Source organism: Nocardioides soli, assembly GCF_014191495.1.
GTDB lineage: Bacteria > Actinomycetota > Actinomycetes > Propionibacteriales > Nocardioidaceae > Nocardioides > Nocardioides soli.
The window spans coordinates 83,320-99,404 of sequence record NZ_JACHWR010000004.1 but is presented as its reverse complement, the minus strand read 5'-3'; the positions used below and the strand labels follow the sequence as shown (position 1 = coordinate 99,404).

Sequence of the window (16,085 nt, the reverse complement as noted above, 5' to 3'; positions counted from 1 at the left end):
GATGGAACGCCCGATGGATCTCGTCAGGGCTGACTTCTGACTTTTTGCTTGTCGTATTCAAGGGTTACGGACTCCTATTAATTGGTGTGTTGTTGAGACGCCAGACCGGCCCCGTGTACGCCGCTGTGAGCGCACAGGAGACCGGTCTGGCGGGTGTTGCTCTATTCAATTGTGTTCGTGCCTGAGATCGCCGCTCACCAACCTCCTTGCGCCCGTCCGAGTGCGTCCCAGAGGTCCTCTTCGGAGGACAGGGACTTGCCGGGGGCGGCGTTGTAGATGAGCGTCTGCGAAGACGAGCGGGCGGCTGTCGCAGACTTCGGAGTGTTCGCCTTCTTCGGCTTCTTGGGCTTCTTCGGCTTGCCCTTGCCCCCGCCGCCACTGCCGGAGCCAGAGGTCGGCGGGGCGGGTACCGGGACGCCCGCTGCCTTCGCCAGCTCCTCGAATGCAGCCTGGAGATTGCGGAGTTCGGCCATGGCCGCTTCCGCATTCCTGGCCGCGCTCGCGGCGATTGCGCCAAGCAGGGCGTTGGTCGCGTCCTCGATCGGCTTCTTCATCGCGATGAGCTCGTTGTACAGCCGGTCCACCTCAGCGGAGGCCGCTGCGAGTTCGTCGACGAAGACGTAGTTTCCGACCGCCTCGCCCGTGTCGAGCGAGAGACCCTCGACCTGACCCCAGAGCGCGTTCAGCTCGTCAACGCCGAGCTGGCCCTCCTTGAGGATCGATCGGATCCAGTAGAGGGCGTCAGGGCCCGCCTGAGCGATCTGGTCGAGCACGGTCTCGTTGAGTCCCATGCCGATGAGCTGCTCGATGCCGGCGTTGTACTCGGTGAGCTGCTCGATGTTGCGATTGAGGAACCGTCGCATCGAGTTGAACGACGAGCCGGCGTTGAGGATGGACGCCGTGCTCTGGTACGCATCGGCCAGGCCCCGCTTGTAGGACTTGACCTCCTCGCGGAGCGCCTCAAGGTTGCTGACCGCATCGTTGAGCTGATCGTTGACCCGCTCGTACGCTCCGAGCGCCTCCTCGAGCGCGGCTGCCTGGGCCTGCCACGCGATCGACTGCTTGCGCTGAGCCGCCAGCGCCTTGTTCGCAGCCTTGACCTGCTCCTTGGCGCCGTTGACGATCTCCTGCTGCTTGGCAGCGTGTGCCCGTGCAGTTGCGAGCTGAGCCCTCGCGGCCCTCAGTTGCTTCTCGGCCTGCTTGCGAGCCTCCGCGTTGGCAGCCTTGTCGACGTTCTTCTGGCGCGACTTGACCAGAGCCTCAGCAGCCTTGACCTTGTTGCTGAACTGGTCGAGCTTCTGGCGCTCCTTGTCTCGCTTCCTGCGGGCCTTGTCGCGCTTCGCCTCAGCCTTACCGATCGTCTTGTCGATCTGCTCGTAGACGTTGGCGATGCCGGCGTCGAGACCCTTGAGCCAGTACGCGGTGATCTCCGGAATCGTCCGGCGCATGCTGGCGGCGAAGTCGAGCCACATCGACGTGGTCTTCGCGAACATGTCCGCGACGTCAGCCATCGTGGCCTTCGGCTCGGCGGCCCCGAGGAGCATCCGGTCCTTGCGACCACCCGTGACGATCGTGCGCTGGTTGACGGTGACCGTCTTGTCTCGGAGGCCGTCGAGCTTCGCTCGGATTGCAGCGATCTTCGCGGAGGCCAGATCGTTGATGTCGACCGTGGCCTTGACGTGCACGGCCGCGTACTCAGTGAGTCGCTGGCGCACGTCCTTGATCGGCTTGGTGGCCTTGTCGTCGATCTTGACCTTGGAGGTCGCGGTGATCTTGTCGAGATCCTTGACGCGGTTCGTGGTGTCCTTGACGCGGTTCTCGGCGGGTGCCGTGTCGACGGAGACCTCAGGGTTCGCCCTGGTCCTGTCGACGACGTTGAGCTGCTCGAGGAGCCGCTTCACCCGCTTGAACGAGACCTCGGAGCCGGTCTCCTCAATGATCGTGCGAACCTGCTTGGGCAGCAGGTCGTACTTCCTCGCGAGGCGGGCCATCTTCGCCGCGGTGGCCGGGATGCCCCGCTCCTCGAAGCGGGTGATGACCGCCTTCGGGATTCCGTCGCCCTTGAACAGCTTGGCGTAGTTGACCACCGCAGTGGCACGCTCACGCATCGCCTTGGTGTCCTCGCGCAGCTTTCCGGTCTGCGCTTCCAGAGAGTCCGCTGCTGCGTCGTACTGCTTCTGGAGGTCGAGCCACTGCTGGTACTGCTTGCCCTGCGCGGCCGACATCGATCCGTTGGAGTCGGCAAGGATCTGAGCGGCCATCTGGCCGTAGCCTTCGGCCTCTGCACGAGTCGTCGCGATGACGGCCCCCAGCTCGGCCTGTGCCTTCTTCTGGCCGACTACGGCATCCACGACGGTACGTGCGGCTACGCCGTACTCCTGAGCGACCTTGAGCGCCCCGGACTGCTCCAAGTTGTCGTAGATCCGAGCGCGAGTCGACTCGGTGGTAGCGCCCGTGAGCTGGTTGAGCGTGTCGACGTAGCGCGATGCCGAGTTGGCCGCGTCGTCCATCGCCTTCGACGAGTCGTTGGTGTGGCTCATCAGGCCGACCAGAGCGCCACCGGCAGCACCGATGGCCGTTCCCCAGACCGGACCGAACGCGGAACCGATCACGGCGCCGGTTGCGGTGCTGGAGAGCACGCCGAGCGCCTGGTTGGCGCCGTCGCTATCGGTCTGGATGCCGCCGAGCGCCAGGCTGGCACCGAGGAGTGCCGTACGTCCCTTCGTCATCCGACCCGCGACGTTCTCAGCCGCAGCAGCGGTGCGGACGAAGGCGCCCTCTGCGCGACCCGCGGCAATGCCGGCGTCGAGAATGCTGGTCGCGAAGGAAGCGACCTTGGCTCGGGCAGCAACCCCGAGCCACATGGCCCCACCGACGAGCAGACCCATCGACGCCAGGTGCCCCATGGCGCCAGTGATCGGCGCCGGGAGTTCCTGGAGCAGATCGACGAAGGCGTTGATCGGGCGGATAACCGTAGCGACCTCGCCGGCCAGAGAGCCGGTAGCGGTCGCGAGATCGTCGACCAACGGCGACGCCAGTTCGACAGCGTTGACCAGCAGATCGCCCAGAGCATCTACCAGCGGACCGAGGTCATCGGAGAGCTGCTCGACCGCAGGGGCAGCCGTATCGAGCGCCGGAGCGAGTCCGCGCGACACATTCACAGTCACGTCGCCGATTACGTCGATGATCCCGGCCAGGGCATCCGATACGCCGTCGAGGGACGGGGTGAGGTTGTCAACAGCCGTGTCGAGCTTGTCGAAGGCTCCCTCGAGCGAATTCTGGAGGGCAGGACGGTCGAGAGCGTCGAAGATGCCGCCGAGCGCCTTGCCGGCCGTCTGACCAGCCTGCGGGAGCGTCGTCTGGAGCAGATCCGCGATCCGGAGCACCAGACTGCGGAACTTGGGTCCAGCCTCGTCGGTCAGGCCGTCCATGGCCAGGTGTGCGGCCTCGAAGACGCCCGTGAGGTTCTGTTGGAACTCCCTGCCGTTGACCGTGCGAGAGACATCCTCCAGCACGCCCGCCAGGGCACCCAGAGAGCCACCTCCGGCTGCCTCAGCGGCCTTAGCGAGCCCGTAGAGCGTGCTGCTCGCGTAGCGGATCGACGTGCCGAGATCTTGCAGCGCGTCGATGCCGGTATCCACGTACTCCTGGAGTCCAGCGCGACCCTTGCGGCCCAGCCAGTCATCGAACTGCTCGTTAAGGTCACCCCACCACTCAGCGAGCCGCGGCAGATTGCCAGCACCCACCGAGCCGAGCTTTTCGAGGATGCCGGCGTAGGCGTCGGTGCGGGTGCTCGCAATGTCGATGGACTCGTTGAGATCGTCGAACATCGTGCGCAGCTCGCCACCAAACCGGTCCTGGGTTGAACCGGCGAGGTCAGCGAAGAAGCCGCCAAGCGAATCAGACGTGCGCTCGAGGTTGCTCTCAAGCTCCGGCAGTAGCTCATCGGTGAGCTCTCGGATCGGCTCCTTGGCTCGGGACCAGAACCTCTCGGACATGGAGTCCTGGAGGTCTCCCAGCCTCTCTCGAACCTCGGGGAGCTGTTCGTTGAAGTCCTTGAGCACCGCGAACGTCGCACCAGCACCGATCGCGAGCCCGCCGAAGATGCCCGGAAGCGCCAGGGCAGCTCCCGCGGTCGACGCCAGTGAACTGGAGAAGGCCAGGACGTTGCTGGTACCCCCAGCGAGAGCCGCACCAAGGTTTGAGACCGCGAGTGTGGCCCCTGCGATCTTGGGGACCGACCTGTCGAGCTCGCCGGCCCACTGGGCAAAGTCGTCACCCATGTCATGGAGCGCTCGGGCGCCCGAAAGTGCGGCCAAAGAGGACCCGACCTTCGCGGCGGCGGCCTTATCGAGGTCGGCAGCGATCGATACCTTGCGACGACGGGTCAGAGCAGCGAGCTCAGCCTGTACCGCCTTCTTACCGGCTTGACCGAGGCCTACGCCGATCTCAATCTCACCAGCACGACGCTGCGCCTTGTCGACGGCATCGTGCGTGTCATGGATCAGCTTCTCGATGTTGACCTCGAAGTCGACCCGTACGTCTTGGAGCACCTTCTCGATCGCGGTGAGCTCACGCTTCGCCTCGCCTCGGAAGCCGTCCGTGCTGGGACGGACCTTGACGGCGACTTCGCCGATGATCGTTGCGTTGGACATTCGTCACCCCCTTCCTGGGGCATGAAGAAGCCCCCGCGGGCTTGCACCGGCAGGGGCTTGGGAGATAGGTGCCTAGAGGGCGCGAGTTATTCGGCACACTCCGCGGCCATGCTTCGTCGCATGTAGTCGAGCATCGGTTCATCCCCGATGGACACAAGCGGCAGCATCTTCGGTGTGAGGCCAAACAGGTGTAGACCGAGCATCAGCCCGACCTCGGTCGGAAGCACGCCCGCCTCCATCCACGCCGGCATGGCCTCAGGCAGCCAGACGCCGTACTTGCCATACAGGTGGTCGATGTCCTCTGGCGCGAACTCGCGATAGTCAGTGCCGACCATGCCCACCACCCTCGGTCGTGTCTGACAGCAGGCCGCAGGACCGCACCTTGCCATCTGCGATTGCGCCAGCGCGAGGAGCGACGAGGACTCCACACCGGCAGCGACATGCGACCTGCTCATCACGAGATCCCGGGTAGCCGAGGACTGGCTTGAGCCAGCCGATCTCTGACGTACTACGGATCTCAGCAAGACGGACCGGGGTGCGATCCGGATTCTCACCGGCAGGTAGGTGGTGAAGTCCCCTGCCAGCGTGCGGAGAACTCGATCTGGTCTGAGAATAGTTTGAAATAGAGATACTCCTAGTTATTCATTGATTGGGGCATGCAAGCGTTTGGGCCCTTAAGGGCCACAAGTCTGGTTCACCGAAGGTCAACTGAATACCTTGCCGTTGCGTGCGGCACTAGAAGGGTGGCTGCCCTGGCGATTGAAGCACCAAGCCGTCGTTTCCACGATCCACAGCCCGTATCACACTGAACTGCGCAAGACTTCGAGGCTTTGCGCTCCACCACTCTCGTATCTGGTAGTGCGTTGACCTACGGTCCTCGAGTCGTGGCGCGGACCGGCCCTCCTGGACAACATCAATCCACCCGCACGCCTCCGCGATAGCGAGATACTTGCGAACAGTGTCCTGCTTGAGGTTCAACTCGGCAGCCATCGTCCTTGTGCCGGCGATGATTCTTCTGCCGTGGTAGCCGTACATGTCTACGACCCGGAGGATGAACTGGTGAGCTGCCTCGACTGTGCGCGCCTGAACGCGCTTCCCTGTGGACTCTCTACTACTGTTTACATATGACCCGCACTTTTCGGGGTCATTCAGGCCGAGAGAGTGCATCCGTCGAATCCACTCGTCACAGCGGTCTCGCTGTAGGCGATCAAGGAGCTCTCGACCCCGCGCTTCGGTACTACTGCTTACATATGACCCGCACTTTTCGTCGAGGCTCACACCCGACCGGGCCGTCGAGATAGGTAGCCATCGATATCAGCCTGCCTGTAGTAGATCCCGCGGCCGAACTTGAACGACGTCAAGGGCTCCCGTCCAGAGCAGCGCCAGTTGGACAAGGTTGTGATGTGAACCCCGAGCGCCTCGCTCGTAGCGCGACGAGAGCGGTACGTGTGTCCGCCCAGATCGAATGAGTCCAAAGCTCACCGACCTCCTTTCAAGATGATGTGTGTTAATCGCCATTCGACGTAGAGAGAAGGAGCCCCACGCGCCAGCTCGAGTCAAACTGGAGATCTCGGGGCCAGGAGGCGTTGAGCGCGTGGGGCTACCAGAGAGACGGCCCGTTCCTCTACATCTAACAAGACGGGCGCCCGGCCGACTTTCACAAGTACCTTTGTGACACTTTCTTTAGGCCACTTGGGAAAGCTCGACGGCCCCCGGAGCCGAGCGATCGCCGAGCGCCTCCATCACTTTCGACATGCCGGCCTTGATCCGTACAGAGACGGCCTGCTGTGTCACGCCCTGATTACGAGCGATGTCTAGCTGGCTCCATCCCAGGCCGCAATGGAGGAGCAAAGCACCGTGCTGCTTGGGGGTGAGCTTGACCTTCGCCCACGCCACTTTCACATCGGCCATCCATGCCGCGAGGACATCCACCCGTATGCGCCAGTCGTAGCCAGCACCCCAGACGACTGGGAGCCACCCCGCAATGGTTCCCTCGGCGCCAACCAAGACTTCGCCGTCACAGCGCTCGTCGGCTTGCGACTTGGCCTCTCGAAACGCCCTGAGCTCGTCGGACCAGGCGTCCATCGACTCACGCCGGTCACGCTGGCCTGCTTCGACTCGAGCGAGGTCAGCGAGATCTTGGACCAGTCGATAGTGGAGCATCCCTAGGTTGTCCGGCACACACTCCGGCAGGTTGGTCTCCATGTCGCAGAGGCGCAGTCGGGCGATTTGCCTGAGATCGTCCTCGTCCAGTGCGTACTGCCGAGCGACCTTCGCCGCAGCCCGCTCGATCACGTCCTCAACGCCGGGGCAGTCCAACAGGGACCAATCATGGGTGGTCTGACTCAAAGGGGCTCCCTTCTGCATAGGTGATGCAGGAGAAGGGAGCCAGCGCTCACGCCTGTCCTGCCGGAAAGGTCGCGCCCTGCGCTCTGATGGTCTCGGTCTGATCGAGATCCCAAGCTCGACCACGATTGACGGGAAACGGCCCCGAGCCTACCGGGGCCGCTTCCGCGCCTGGACGAAACCCTAGGCGATCCCTGCACCGAGATCAGATCATCAAGCCTCCGACATCGATGTAGCTACCAACTTCGCGGGTGAGCAACTCAGTCAGCAGGTCGTCAGGCTCCAGCGAGATCCGGCTCTCAGCAGACCCACGTCCGAAGTCGAGCACCCAGCGGCCGGCTCGAGTTAGGAGCCGCACGCGCTCGTTACTGTCTGCGTCCGCCCAGACCTCAGCAACCGTTCGACCAGAGTCCTCGATTTTGGTCGTGCGTCGCGCCGGCATCTGCTCCGCTTTGCCAAGTGCTCGCTTCGCTTCTCGCAGGGCTGTGAGCGCTTCTTCTTCGTCTGTTTCCGTGGCTGCGGCAGCGAACCGCCGCTGAGCCTCCTGGAGGCGGACTTGAGCGGCGCTCACAGCCTCTAGCCTTGCGGCGTCCTCGTCAACAACGGCAGCGAGCATGGCACGACGGTCGCCAAACAGCCCCAGGAACTTGCTCTCGACGTACTCGTCCGCGCGGTGGCAGATGATCGAAGGGGCGTTCTCGCCCGGAGCGTGCTTGGCCTTCCGGCAGACATAGGTGTCGTGAGTCCGCCCTGTCGTCTTGTTCTTCGACTTTGAGACGTTCTTGTAGAGGCGACCGCCACAGACCTTGCATGAGAGCGCGGCCCCGATGCCGTCCGTGCGGCTCCACTTCTTGTCTGGCTCGCCGAGGAAGTCCCGCAAGGCGCGCCACTCAGACATGCTCAAGAGAGCCGCGTTCGGATCGATGCGGGGGATGCCGTCGACAGTGACGACACCTTCGCCGTCAGGGGTCATGCCCGCCAGCCTCGGGTTGTGAAGCAGTTTGTGAAAGCCGGTCTTGCTCATGCCGATGCTCTGGCGGACGGCGTTCTGTGACTCGCCGTCCATCACTCGACCAATGGCCTCACGAAGCCGGGGAGCGGCGTCTGGATCGAGAACGATCACAAGTCCTCGCCCGTCAGGGTTGCCGACAGACTTGAATCCGAAGGGTGCCTTGCCGACCGCGTGGCGACCCTGCGTCTTGAAGGACTCCAACGAGTCTCGCCGTCGCTCGGCGATGATGCCGGCCTCAAGCTCCGCGATAGCGGCGATGATCGTCAGGATGAACCTGCCCATCGGACCCTCCGTGTCGATCTTGTCGTCAACGAAGTGAACCGTCGCGCCAGCGGCCTCAATCTGCTTGACGATATTCAGCAGGTCGAGCACGTTGCGCGCAGCGCGGTCGATCTTGGTGACGACGACTCGATCTCCCGACCCGAGATCGGCCATCAGCCGAGCACCATCGGGACGCCCAGCGAAGGGCACCTTGCTGCCTGAGACGCTCTCATCGGCGTACCACTCGATAGCGTCGACCTCACGGCCCGCGACAACCTCGGCAGCACTGATCCGCTCTGTCTGCTTGGCGATCGATCCTGACTTCGCTGTATCCAGCGAGATGCGTCGATACGCTCGCGTCACACCCATGCTTGGCACCTTACTGAATCACGTTCGCTGTAAGACGTTCAAGGGGATGACCGACGAGATGCTCGCCTGGCAGACCGAGCGGTTCACTGAGCTCGCCCTGTCACCGACGACCGTGCACGACCACTACGTCGTCGAGATCCGCCCCGAACAGGTGGTCGAGATCGCCTTCGACGGCGTACAGCGATCGACGCGCTACCCCGGCGGCGTGGCGCTGCGGTTCGCGCGGGTCGTGCGGTACCGCGACGACAAGCCGGTCGACGAGGCGGACACGATCGAGACTGTCCGGAACTACCTGGGCTGAGGCCCACGCGCGGCGGGTCAGTGCTCCAGCGGTCCCAGCGTGCGCAGGTAGAGCCACCAGGACGCGGCGACCGCGGCGACCGTGAGCAGTGCGCTCAGCAGGAGGGTCTGCTCCCAGGCGAGCGTCAGCAGCACCACGGCCCACAGCAGCACGATCGGCAGCACCAGGAGCATCGGCAGCAGGTAGCCCCACAGGCGCGAGCCCTCCCCTGGCTGCCAAGCGGCACGCGACTGGATCATGCCGACCAGTATGACCCGTCGCCCGCGGTACGGCCGGGCAGCACCGGGCTCCACGGCTCGTACGATGACGCCATGGCGACAGCTCCCGAGACCGACGGGCGGCGGACGGCGGCCGCGGCTCGGCGCCGGGCGCGTGAGCAGGAGATCATCGCCGCGACCCGCGGGCTCTTCGACCAGCGCGGGGTCCGCGACGCCCAGATCGAGGACATCGCGAAGGCGGTCGGCATCAACCGGGCGATCGTCTACCGGCACTTCACCGGCAAGGAGGAGCTCTTCGCGCTCACGCTGGTCGAATACCTCGAGGAACTCCGGGTCGCGCTCGCCGGCGCCGTCGCCGGCTCGGACGACCCGGAGCGGCAACTCAGCGCCCTGGTCGCGGCGTTCGTGGAGTACGGCGTGGCGCATCCGGCGTTCGTCGACTGCGCGCAGACGATCATGCGGCGTACCGGCCCGGACCTGCTCGACGAGATGTCCGAGAGCGCCCTCTTCCGGCTCGGCCGCGGCATCTCCGGCTGCCTCTCGCTGCTCACCCAGGTGCTCGAGGAGGGCGTCGCGAAGGGCACGTTCCGGGTCGAGGACCCGGTGCTGCTCGCCAACACCCTCTACGCCAGCGGACTCGGCGCCCTGCAGCTGGCCCGGGTCGGCATCCTGGTCAAGGAGGCCGCCCCCGGGATCCCCACCGTCGGCACGATCTCGCCCGAGCAGGTGCGCGACTATCTGGTCGCCGCCGCGCTGGCCCTCGCCTCGCGCTGATGCCCAGGGTCGTCGAGACCCGTGAAGTGGTCGTCGGAAGGCGCGCAAAGCGACCATCTGACGGGTCTCGACGATCCCCGCGCGGGGCTCAGGCGGCGCCGCGCGGCAGCCCGTTGCCGTCGGGCATCGAGCTGGCCTGCACCAGCCGACGGGCGGCCACCGCGGCGTACGGCGCGCGCCGCGCCTCCTGGGGCCCGCGCGCCGCCGCGTCGACGGCATCCGCGGCGTCGGCACGCAGCGTGTCTCGCAGCAGCATCAGCGCCTCGGTCCGCAGCCGCACCACCTGTGCCTCCGCGAGGCCCAGCTCGACCGCGATCCCGTCGGCGTCGCACTCGCCGACGAAGTAGCCGTCGAGCACGAGGCGGTGCCGCTCCTCGAGTGAGTCCAGCGCCACGCGCAGGTCGAGCAGCCGCGCGTCGGCGCTCTCGGCGTCCACCGTCGGCCCGGGACGCGGTCCGGAGAGGTCGATAGCGCGCAGCACCACCAGGATCTCGCTGCGGACCACGGCGTCGGCGTAGCGCAGGAAGTCGCCGTCCGCGTCGGGACGGTAGGCCCGGGCGGCCTCCAGGGCGGCCACCAGGCCCGCCGAGAGCAGCTCGTCGCGGTCGACGCATGACGGCACCCGGGCGGAGATCTCGCGCACGATCCGGTGCACGAGCGGCACCGCGGTCAGGGTCCGCTCCTCGGCACTCGGACTCGCGGCCGGCACCTGCTCGTGTGCGTTCGTCATGTCTCCCACCCGCCTGCCCTACCCGGTGGAGGCGGCCGGGTGTTCACGGACTCCGGGGCTCCCATCGGCAGGACCGGGCGGGGCCCAAGCCTGGACCAGACCAGCCACGCGGCACCCGCCCTCGGTCGCCGGTCAGGGCTCCGTCAACCGCACCACGTCGAGACCGAGCCACTGCGCGAGCGAGTCGATCTCGGCGTCGACGTCGGCGGTCATCGCCGCCGAGAACGGCTCGTCCTCGTGGACGGCCCGCACCACCAGCGCGCCCTCCGCCCGGTCGGCACTCGCGTCGAGCTTCCCGACCAGCCGGTCGTCGTACAGGACCGGCAATGCGTAGTAACCCCATCTCCGCCGGGCGGCCGGCTTGTACATCTCGAGCAGGTAGTCGAACTCGAAGACCTCGGCGAGCCGCTTGCGGTCCTGGACGAGGCGGTCGAACGGCGAGAGCAGCGCGGCCCGGCCGTCGGAGCGGGCGACCTGGCCGTCCGCGAGCGCCGGGTCGACCCGCCAGGTGCCGCGCACCCCCTCGACGACGGCCGGCACCCCGGCCTCGCCCACGTCGTGCTGCTCCCCCGGAGCCGCAGCGGCCCGGCTGCGGGCGATCCCGAGCGCGGCCAGCCGCCGCTCGTCGCGCCGCCGGCGTGCCTCCTCGACGTCGGGGAAGGGCTCGTCGGGATAGATCCGCTCGGCGAGGTCCCAGAGCTGCTCACGGCCATCACGCCCCACGCACGCGACCTCACCGCGAGCCACCATCAGCATCAGCAGCATCTGCACGTTGCGGGCGTTGTTCCACCCCGACGAGCGCCACGGCACCTCGCAGCTGTCGGGCAGCTCGCTGGTCGGCAGCGGCCCGTCGCGGCGCAGCCGGTCGAGCAGGTCGCGGTGGCAGCCGGCGTTGGCGTCGACCCACTCTGCGCGGGCGACCTGCCACTCCTTGAGCGGCCCGGTGCCCGGCCACGCCGCCATCTCGGCGCGGAGCAGCGTCATGTCGCCGGTCGGGCGGATGAAGCCCTGGTGCTCGATCAGCGCCTGCTCGTCGAGCGCGTCGCGCAGCGCCGCCACGTCGTACGTCGGCCCGAGCCTGCTCCACAGCACCAGGTCGGCGCTCGGCGCGATCGCGGCGGTCGGCTCCGCCTGCACGACGGTGAGGTGACGGATGACCTCGAGCAGGTCGCGCGGCCGATCGGCCGTCAGCAGCTGGGCGCGGACCGCGATCCGCCGAGCATCGGCGCGGGTGAGCTGGAGCGGATCGGCCATGCCCCGACGGTAGACCGCACCGGGGACACCCACTCGGGTCCACCGGATGGAGCTCAGGGCCGGCCGACGGGCTCCTGGGCGCCCGGACCCTCGGAGCCGGGGCGCCGCGGCCGGATCAGCCCTTCCTGGGCGGCGGTGGCGACCAGCACGCCGTCGGCGGTGAAGATCCGCCCGAAGGCCAGGCCCCGGCCGCCCTGCGCGGACGGCGACCACTGGTCGTAGAGCCACCACTGGTCGGCCCGGAACGGCCGGTGGAACCACAGCGTGTGGTCGAGGGAGGCCATCTGGGTGCGCGACGGGTTCAGGTCGTGTGCCGACAGCGTGGAGCCGAGCAGGCTCACGTCGCTGGCGTAGGTGAAGGCGGCGGCGTGGATCGCCGGATCGTCCGGCAGACTCTCCCGCAGCCGCACCCACATCCGGGCCTGCGACACGTGGCCGTCCTCGGGCTCGAGCCCGAACCGGGTGTTGCCGAGCCAGCGCACATCGAGGGCGCCCCACTCCTTGCTGAGCGCCTCGGCCTCGTCGTTGCCGCCGCGGCGCATCACCTCGACCAGGTCGAAGCCGGTCTCCGGGGCGCCGACCTCGGGCATCGCGTCCTGGTGCTCGTAGCCGTCCTCCGGACGCTGGAAGTTCAGCGACTGGTAGTAGATCGGCCGGCCGTGCTGGCGGGCCACCACCCGGCGGGTCACGAACGAGCGGCCGTCGCGGGGGCGCTCGACGTCGTAGACGATCGGCACGGAGTAGTCGCCGCCGAGGAGGAAGTAGGAGTGCAGCGAGTGCACGACGTACTCCTCCGGCACGGTACGGATCGCCGCGATCAGGGCCTGGGCGGCGACCTGGCCGCCGTAGACGCGGGCGCGCTCCGACTCGGGCTGCTTGCCGCGGAAGAGGTCGACGTCGAGCTGCTCGAGGTCGAGCAGGTCGACCAGCTCCTCGGTGGGGTTCATGACCTGTCCTGACGTGGCCGGAGCACGGTCTCCTGCGCGACCGAGGCGACCAGCGCGCCGGCCTGGGTGAAGACCCGCGCCAGGACCAGCCCGCGGCCCGACGACGCCGAGGGCGAGACCTGGTCGTAGAGCCACCACTCGTCGGCCCGGAACGGCCGGTGGAACCACACCGCGTGGTCGAGCGACGCGGCGAACGCGTCGCCCCGGCCGAGGCTGATGCCGTGCGGGACCATCGCCGCTCCGACCAGCGTCATGTCCGAGAGGTAGGTGAACGCGGCGCGGTGCCAGAACTGGTCGTCGGGCAGCGGCGTCGCGACCCGCATCCAGACCCGCTGCCGCGCCGGATGGCGGGCGTCGCCGGGTGCGCCGGCCGAGGTGTCGACGATCCGGATCTCGGCGACGTTCCACTGGTCGGCGTGCAACTCCTCCTGGAGCCGACGGCTGATCGGGCGCACCGACGCGTCGTCGGGGCCGGGTACGTCGGGCATCGGCTCCGCGTGCTCGAGGCCGGGCTCGGCGAGGTGGAAGTTCACGGTCTGGGCGTAGATCGGCCGGCCGTGCTGCTGGGCGATCACCCGGCGGGTCGCGAAGGAGCGCCCGTCGCGCAGGTTCTCGACGTCGTAGATCGTCGGCACCGTCGGGTCGCCGGGCTGCAGGAAGTAGGAGTGCAGCGAGTGTGCGGTGTAGGGGTCGGCCACCGTGCGCGAGGCGGCGACCAGGGACTGCGCGGCCACCTGCCCGCCGAAGACCATCGACCTGGAGGTCGGCATCTGCGCGCCCCGGAACAGGTCGTCGTCGATCGTCTCCAGATCGAGCAGCTCCACGAGCTCGGCGGCGTCGCGGGGCATCAGTCGCGCTCCTGCCCGGCGGCGTCGTCGGCGTCGTCAGGGCCGTCGCGGCCCTCGAGGCCGTCGGGGCCGTCGAGGCCGGCCAGGAACTGCTCGAACTGCGCGCCGATCTCCTCACCCGTCGGCAGCGGCTGATCGGCCGCGAGCAGGCTGGTGCCGCTCTCCTCGGCGCGCTCGAACGCGTCGTACTGCCGCTCCAGCGCCGCGACCACCTCGGCGACCTCCTGGTTGGCCTCGAGGTAGGCCGCGATCTCGGCCTCCTTGTCCGCCGCCTCGGCGTGCAGACCGGACAGGTCGATCGTGAGCCGGCCGGCGATCTCGACCTGTTCGAGCAGCGCCGCGGAGGCCAGCGGGTAGTCCAGCTGCGCGAGGTAGTGCGGCACGTGGGCGACGAAGCCCATCGCGGCGTGGCCCCACTCCCCCAGGCGGATCTCCAGCAGCGCCTGGACGCTGCTCGGGATCCGCAGCTCTCCGCGCCACGGACTCTCGGCGGTGAGCAGGGACGGGTCGTTCGCGTGCGGGGTCAGCGCGATCGGCCGGGTGTGCGGCACCGCCATCGGCACCGACCCGATGCCGACGACGCGGGTGACGCCGAGCCGCTCGACCACCTCGCGCACCGCGCGGCAGAACGCCTCCCAGCGGTTGTCGGGCTCCGGGCCGTGCAGCAGCAGGTACGGCGTACCGCCCGCGTCGCGCAGCAGCCGGACCACGAGTCGCGGCGCGTCGTACGCCTCGTAGTGGTCGCGCACGAAGGACATCGGCGGCCGCCGGGCGCGGTAGTCGTGGAGCTGGTCGACGTCGAACGTCGCCACCACGGGCCCCTCGGACATGTCGACGAGGTGCTGGACCGCGCGCTCCGCCGCGTTGCCCGCGTCGAGGAACCCGTCGAGCGCCAGCACCATCGTGAGCGTGGACGTGCCCTCGAGCTCGGGCACGTCGTCGACGATGTGCACCAGCCGCTCCCGCTCCGCCACGCACCCTCCTCCGGTCGCGGGCGACCACCCCGGCCGCCCTGGGCACAACCGTAGTGGTCGCGCGGCGCATTCCGCCCGGGTGGGGAGTCCCGGCTCACGAGTCCAGACAGAAGGCCTCCGCCTCGCGCGTCTGCTCGAGCCGGTCGCGCGCGCTCTGCCAACCGGCCCTGGCCAGGTCGTACGCCGCGTCCGCGGTGGATCGAGCGGCAGCGGCCTGCGTCGCCGCACCGGCGGCAGTGGCGGCGACCGCACCGGCACTCGCGCTCGCGGTCGCCGCGGACCCGGCGGCGGTGGTCGCCGTCCGCCTGCTCGCCCGATTGGCCGACAGCGCCTTCTTCGCCTTCCGCACCTTCGCGATCGCCTGGGGCTTGCCCGACTTCTTCGCCTTCTTCCGCGCCTGCTTCAGCGCCTTGGTCGCCTTCGTCACGGCGTGCCCGGCGGCCTGGGCGGCGGCCGCCGTCTTCGCCGCAGCGGCCATGGCGGTCGCCGCATCGGCGGCCGTCGACGTCCGGGCGGCGTCGGCGGCGCCGAGCTGGGCGGCGGCGGCCGTCAACGTGGCCCGGGCGGAGTCGAGCGCCGTCTCCGCGGCGACCAGGGAGGCCTGCGCCGAGGCCGTCCGCATCCCCTCGGCGATGCAGCTGCTCATCTCGTCGACCGCGGTCTTGAGCTCGAGCGTCGCGGCGTGGACCGCTCCCTGCGGCCCCGGCGGGCCTTGGCAGTGGTCGACGAAGCGCAGCCTCCAGATGCCGTTCGCGTCGGTGAGGCCGGCGAAGGCGGCGGTGATCCCGGTGCGGACCGGACCGCTCCCGCCCGGCGTGCCCGGCGCGGTCGAGAAGTACCGACCGGCGGGCACCTCGGCGCCGGACGCCCACGTCCACCACTCGGTGCTGTGGTCGTCGCTGAACGTGTACGGACCCACGAGCGCCGCGTCGTAGCCGTCCGGATCATCGGCACCGACCCCGGTGCGGGCGAAGAGGACGTGGTCGGTGCCGTCGGGCGCGACCAGGGTGGCGGTGAGGTCGCTGACCTGCGGGTGGGAGACCAGCAGGCCACTGATCCGGACGCCGGTGAGCGCCGTGCCCGTCGGCACCCCGGAGACCACGAACGAGACCTCCCGGGGTGCACCCGTGGAGGAGCAGCTCGCCCCGCCGTCGGTGATGCTCCCGTCGCCGGCGACCGTCCCGGCGAACCGGTGGTAGGGCGAGATGCCGGCGGAGGCCGGACCCGCCGTCCCGACCATCGTCGTCGCACCGACCGACACGACCAGCATCGCCCCGAGCCAGCGCCGGACCCCATCGCGCCGTGCGCCTCCGACCATGGGCCCCAGTGTTCGCCGGCGGACGCCCGACGGTGACCGTGGGCGCCGCCGTACCCAATTTTGGTGTCACGCGCGGGT

The 16,085-nt window shown here is 68.2% G+C and carries 13 protein-coding genes; 2 read left to right on the top strand and 11 right to left on the bottom strand.

Going from position 1 to position 16,085, the window contains the following annotated elements:
* Positions 1-194: 194 nt before the first annotated feature.
* The 4 genes from FHU40_RS23365 to FHU40_RS23345 all read right to left on the bottom strand — a co-directional run bounded on the left by FHU40_RS23365 (position 195) and on the right by FHU40_RS23345 (position 8,643).
* Entirely contained in the window at positions 195-4,655 is a 4,461-nt protein-coding gene (locus FHU40_RS23365) for an Mce/MlaD family protein (protein ID WP_183594911.1), read from the bottom strand.
* A gap of 86 nt (positions 4,656-4,741) precedes the next feature.
* On the bottom strand, positions 4,742-4,990 hold the full coding sequence (locus FHU40_RS23360; protein WP_183594910.1) for a hypothetical protein: 249 nt from the start codon (positions 4,988-4,990) through the stop codon (positions 4,742-4,744).
* 1,348 nt (positions 4,991-6,338) lie between these two features.
* Entirely contained in the window at positions 6,339-7,004 is a 666-nt protein-coding gene (locus FHU40_RS23350; RefSeq protein ID WP_183594909.1) for a sigma-70 region 4 domain-containing protein, read from the bottom strand.
* Positions 7,005-7,206: 202 nt separating this feature from the next.
* Complete coding sequence (locus tag FHU40_RS23345) at positions 7,207-8,643, bottom strand: recombinase family protein (protein WP_183594908.1); 1,437 nt, start codon at positions 8,641-8,643, stop codon at positions 7,207-7,209.
* Between FHU40_RS23345 and FHU40_RS23340 the strand changes: the two genes are divergently transcribed.
* Complete coding sequence (locus FHU40_RS23340) at positions 8,615-8,944, top strand: ATP dependent DNA ligase (RefSeq protein ID WP_343058007.1); 330 nt, start codon at positions 8,615-8,617, stop codon at positions 8,942-8,944. The two genes, FHU40_RS23345 and FHU40_RS23340, sit on opposite strands and share 29 nt — an antisense overlap.
* A 17-nt stretch (positions 8,945-8,961) precedes the next feature.
* On the opposite strand, the gene FHU40_RS23335 is transcribed toward FHU40_RS23340, so the two are convergent.
* Complete coding sequence (locus tag FHU40_RS23335) at positions 8,962-9,183, bottom strand: hypothetical protein (protein ID WP_183594907.1); 222 nt, start codon at positions 9,181-9,183, stop codon at positions 8,962-8,964.
* A 72-nt stretch (positions 9,184-9,255) separates the two neighbouring features.
* Between FHU40_RS23335 and FHU40_RS23330 the strand changes: the two genes are divergently transcribed.
* Entirely contained in the window at positions 9,256-9,936 is a 681-nt protein-coding gene (locus tag FHU40_RS23330; protein ID WP_183594906.1) for a TetR/AcrR family transcriptional regulator, read from the top strand.
* An 88-nt stretch (positions 9,937-10,024) separates the two neighbouring features.
* Here the strand turns inward: FHU40_RS23330 and FHU40_RS23325 are convergent, their stop codons facing one another.
* The 6 genes from FHU40_RS23325 to FHU40_RS23300 form a co-directional block, all read right to left on the bottom strand.
* A complete protein-coding gene (locus FHU40_RS23325; RefSeq protein ID WP_183594905.1) occupies positions 10,025-10,666 on the bottom strand; it encodes a sigma-70 family RNA polymerase sigma factor in 642 nt (213 codons plus the stop codon).
* A 132-nt stretch (positions 10,667-10,798) separates the two neighbouring features.
* Complete coding sequence (locus tag FHU40_RS23320; protein WP_183594904.1) at positions 10,799-11,920, bottom strand: DNA glycosylase AlkZ-like family protein; 1,122 nt, start codon at positions 11,918-11,920, stop codon at positions 10,799-10,801.
* 53 nt (positions 11,921-11,973) lie between these two features.
* Positions 11,974-12,867 (bottom strand): acyl-CoA thioesterase, encoded by an 894-nt coding sequence (locus FHU40_RS23315; RefSeq protein ID WP_183594903.1) that lies wholly within the window; start codon positions 12,865-12,867, stop codon positions 11,974-11,976.
* Complete coding sequence (locus FHU40_RS23310) at positions 12,864-13,715, bottom strand: acyl-CoA thioesterase (RefSeq protein WP_183594902.1); 852 nt, start codon at positions 13,713-13,715, stop codon at positions 12,864-12,866. Before FHU40_RS23310 ends, FHU40_RS23315 begins: the two co-directional genes overlap by 4 nt.
* Positions 13,715-14,689, bottom strand: a complete 975-nt coding sequence (locus FHU40_RS23305) for a PAC2 family protein (RefSeq protein WP_343058006.1) — start codon at positions 14,687-14,689, stop codon at positions 13,715-13,717. The genes FHU40_RS23310 and FHU40_RS23305 overlap by 1 nt, the downstream gene beginning before the upstream one ends.
* 94 nt (positions 14,690-14,783) lie before the next feature.
* Positions 14,784-16,007, bottom strand: coding sequence for a hypothetical protein (locus FHU40_RS23300; protein WP_183594901.1), 1,224 nt, complete (start codon positions 16,005-16,007; stop codon positions 14,784-14,786).
* Between the last annotated feature and the right edge of the window lie 78 nt (positions 16,008-16,085).

Excerpts from the sequence above, each read along its gene's own strand:
- FHU40_RS23360 (WP_183594910.1), bottom strand. The coding sequence starts at position 4,990 with ATGGTCGGCACTGACTATCGCGAGTTCGCGCCAGAGGACATCGACCAC.
- FHU40_RS23325 (WP_183594905.1), bottom strand. The coding sequence starts at position 10,666 with ATGACGAACGCACACGAGCAGGTGCCGGCCGCGAGTCCGAGTGCCGAG.
- FHU40_RS23340 (WP_343058007.1), top strand. The coding sequence starts at position 8,615 with ATGCGTCGATACGCTCGCGTCACACCCATGCTTGGCACCTTACTGAAT.
- FHU40_RS23320 (WP_183594904.1), bottom strand. The coding sequence starts at position 11,920 with ATGGCCGATCCGCTCCAGCTCACCCGCGCCGATGCTCGGCGGATCGCG.
- FHU40_RS23345 (WP_183594908.1), bottom strand. The coding sequence starts at position 8,643 with ATGGGTGTGACGCGAGCGTATCGACGCATCTCGCTGGATACAGCGAAG.
- FHU40_RS23310 (WP_183594902.1), bottom strand. The coding sequence starts at position 13,715 with ATGCCCCGCGACGCCGCCGAGCTCGTGGAGCTGCTCGATCTGGAGACG.
- FHU40_RS23315 (WP_183594903.1), bottom strand. The coding sequence starts at position 12,867 with ATGAACCCCACCGAGGAGCTGGTCGACCTGCTCGACCTCGAGCAGCTC.
- FHU40_RS23335 (WP_183594907.1), bottom strand. The coding sequence starts at position 9,183 with ATGATCCAGTCGCGTGCCGCTTGGCAGCCAGGGGAGGGCTCGCGCCTG.
- FHU40_RS23365 (WP_183594911.1), bottom strand. The coding sequence starts at position 4,655 with ATGTCCAACGCAACGATCATCGGCGAAGTCGCCGTCAAGGTCCGTCCC.
- FHU40_RS23300 (WP_183594901.1), bottom strand. The coding sequence starts at position 16,007 with ATGGTCGGAGGCGCACGGCGCGATGGGGTCCGGCGCTGGCTCGGGGCG.
- FHU40_RS23330 (WP_183594906.1), top strand. The coding sequence starts at position 9,256 with ATGGCGACAGCTCCCGAGACCGACGGGCGGCGGACGGCGGCCGCGGCT.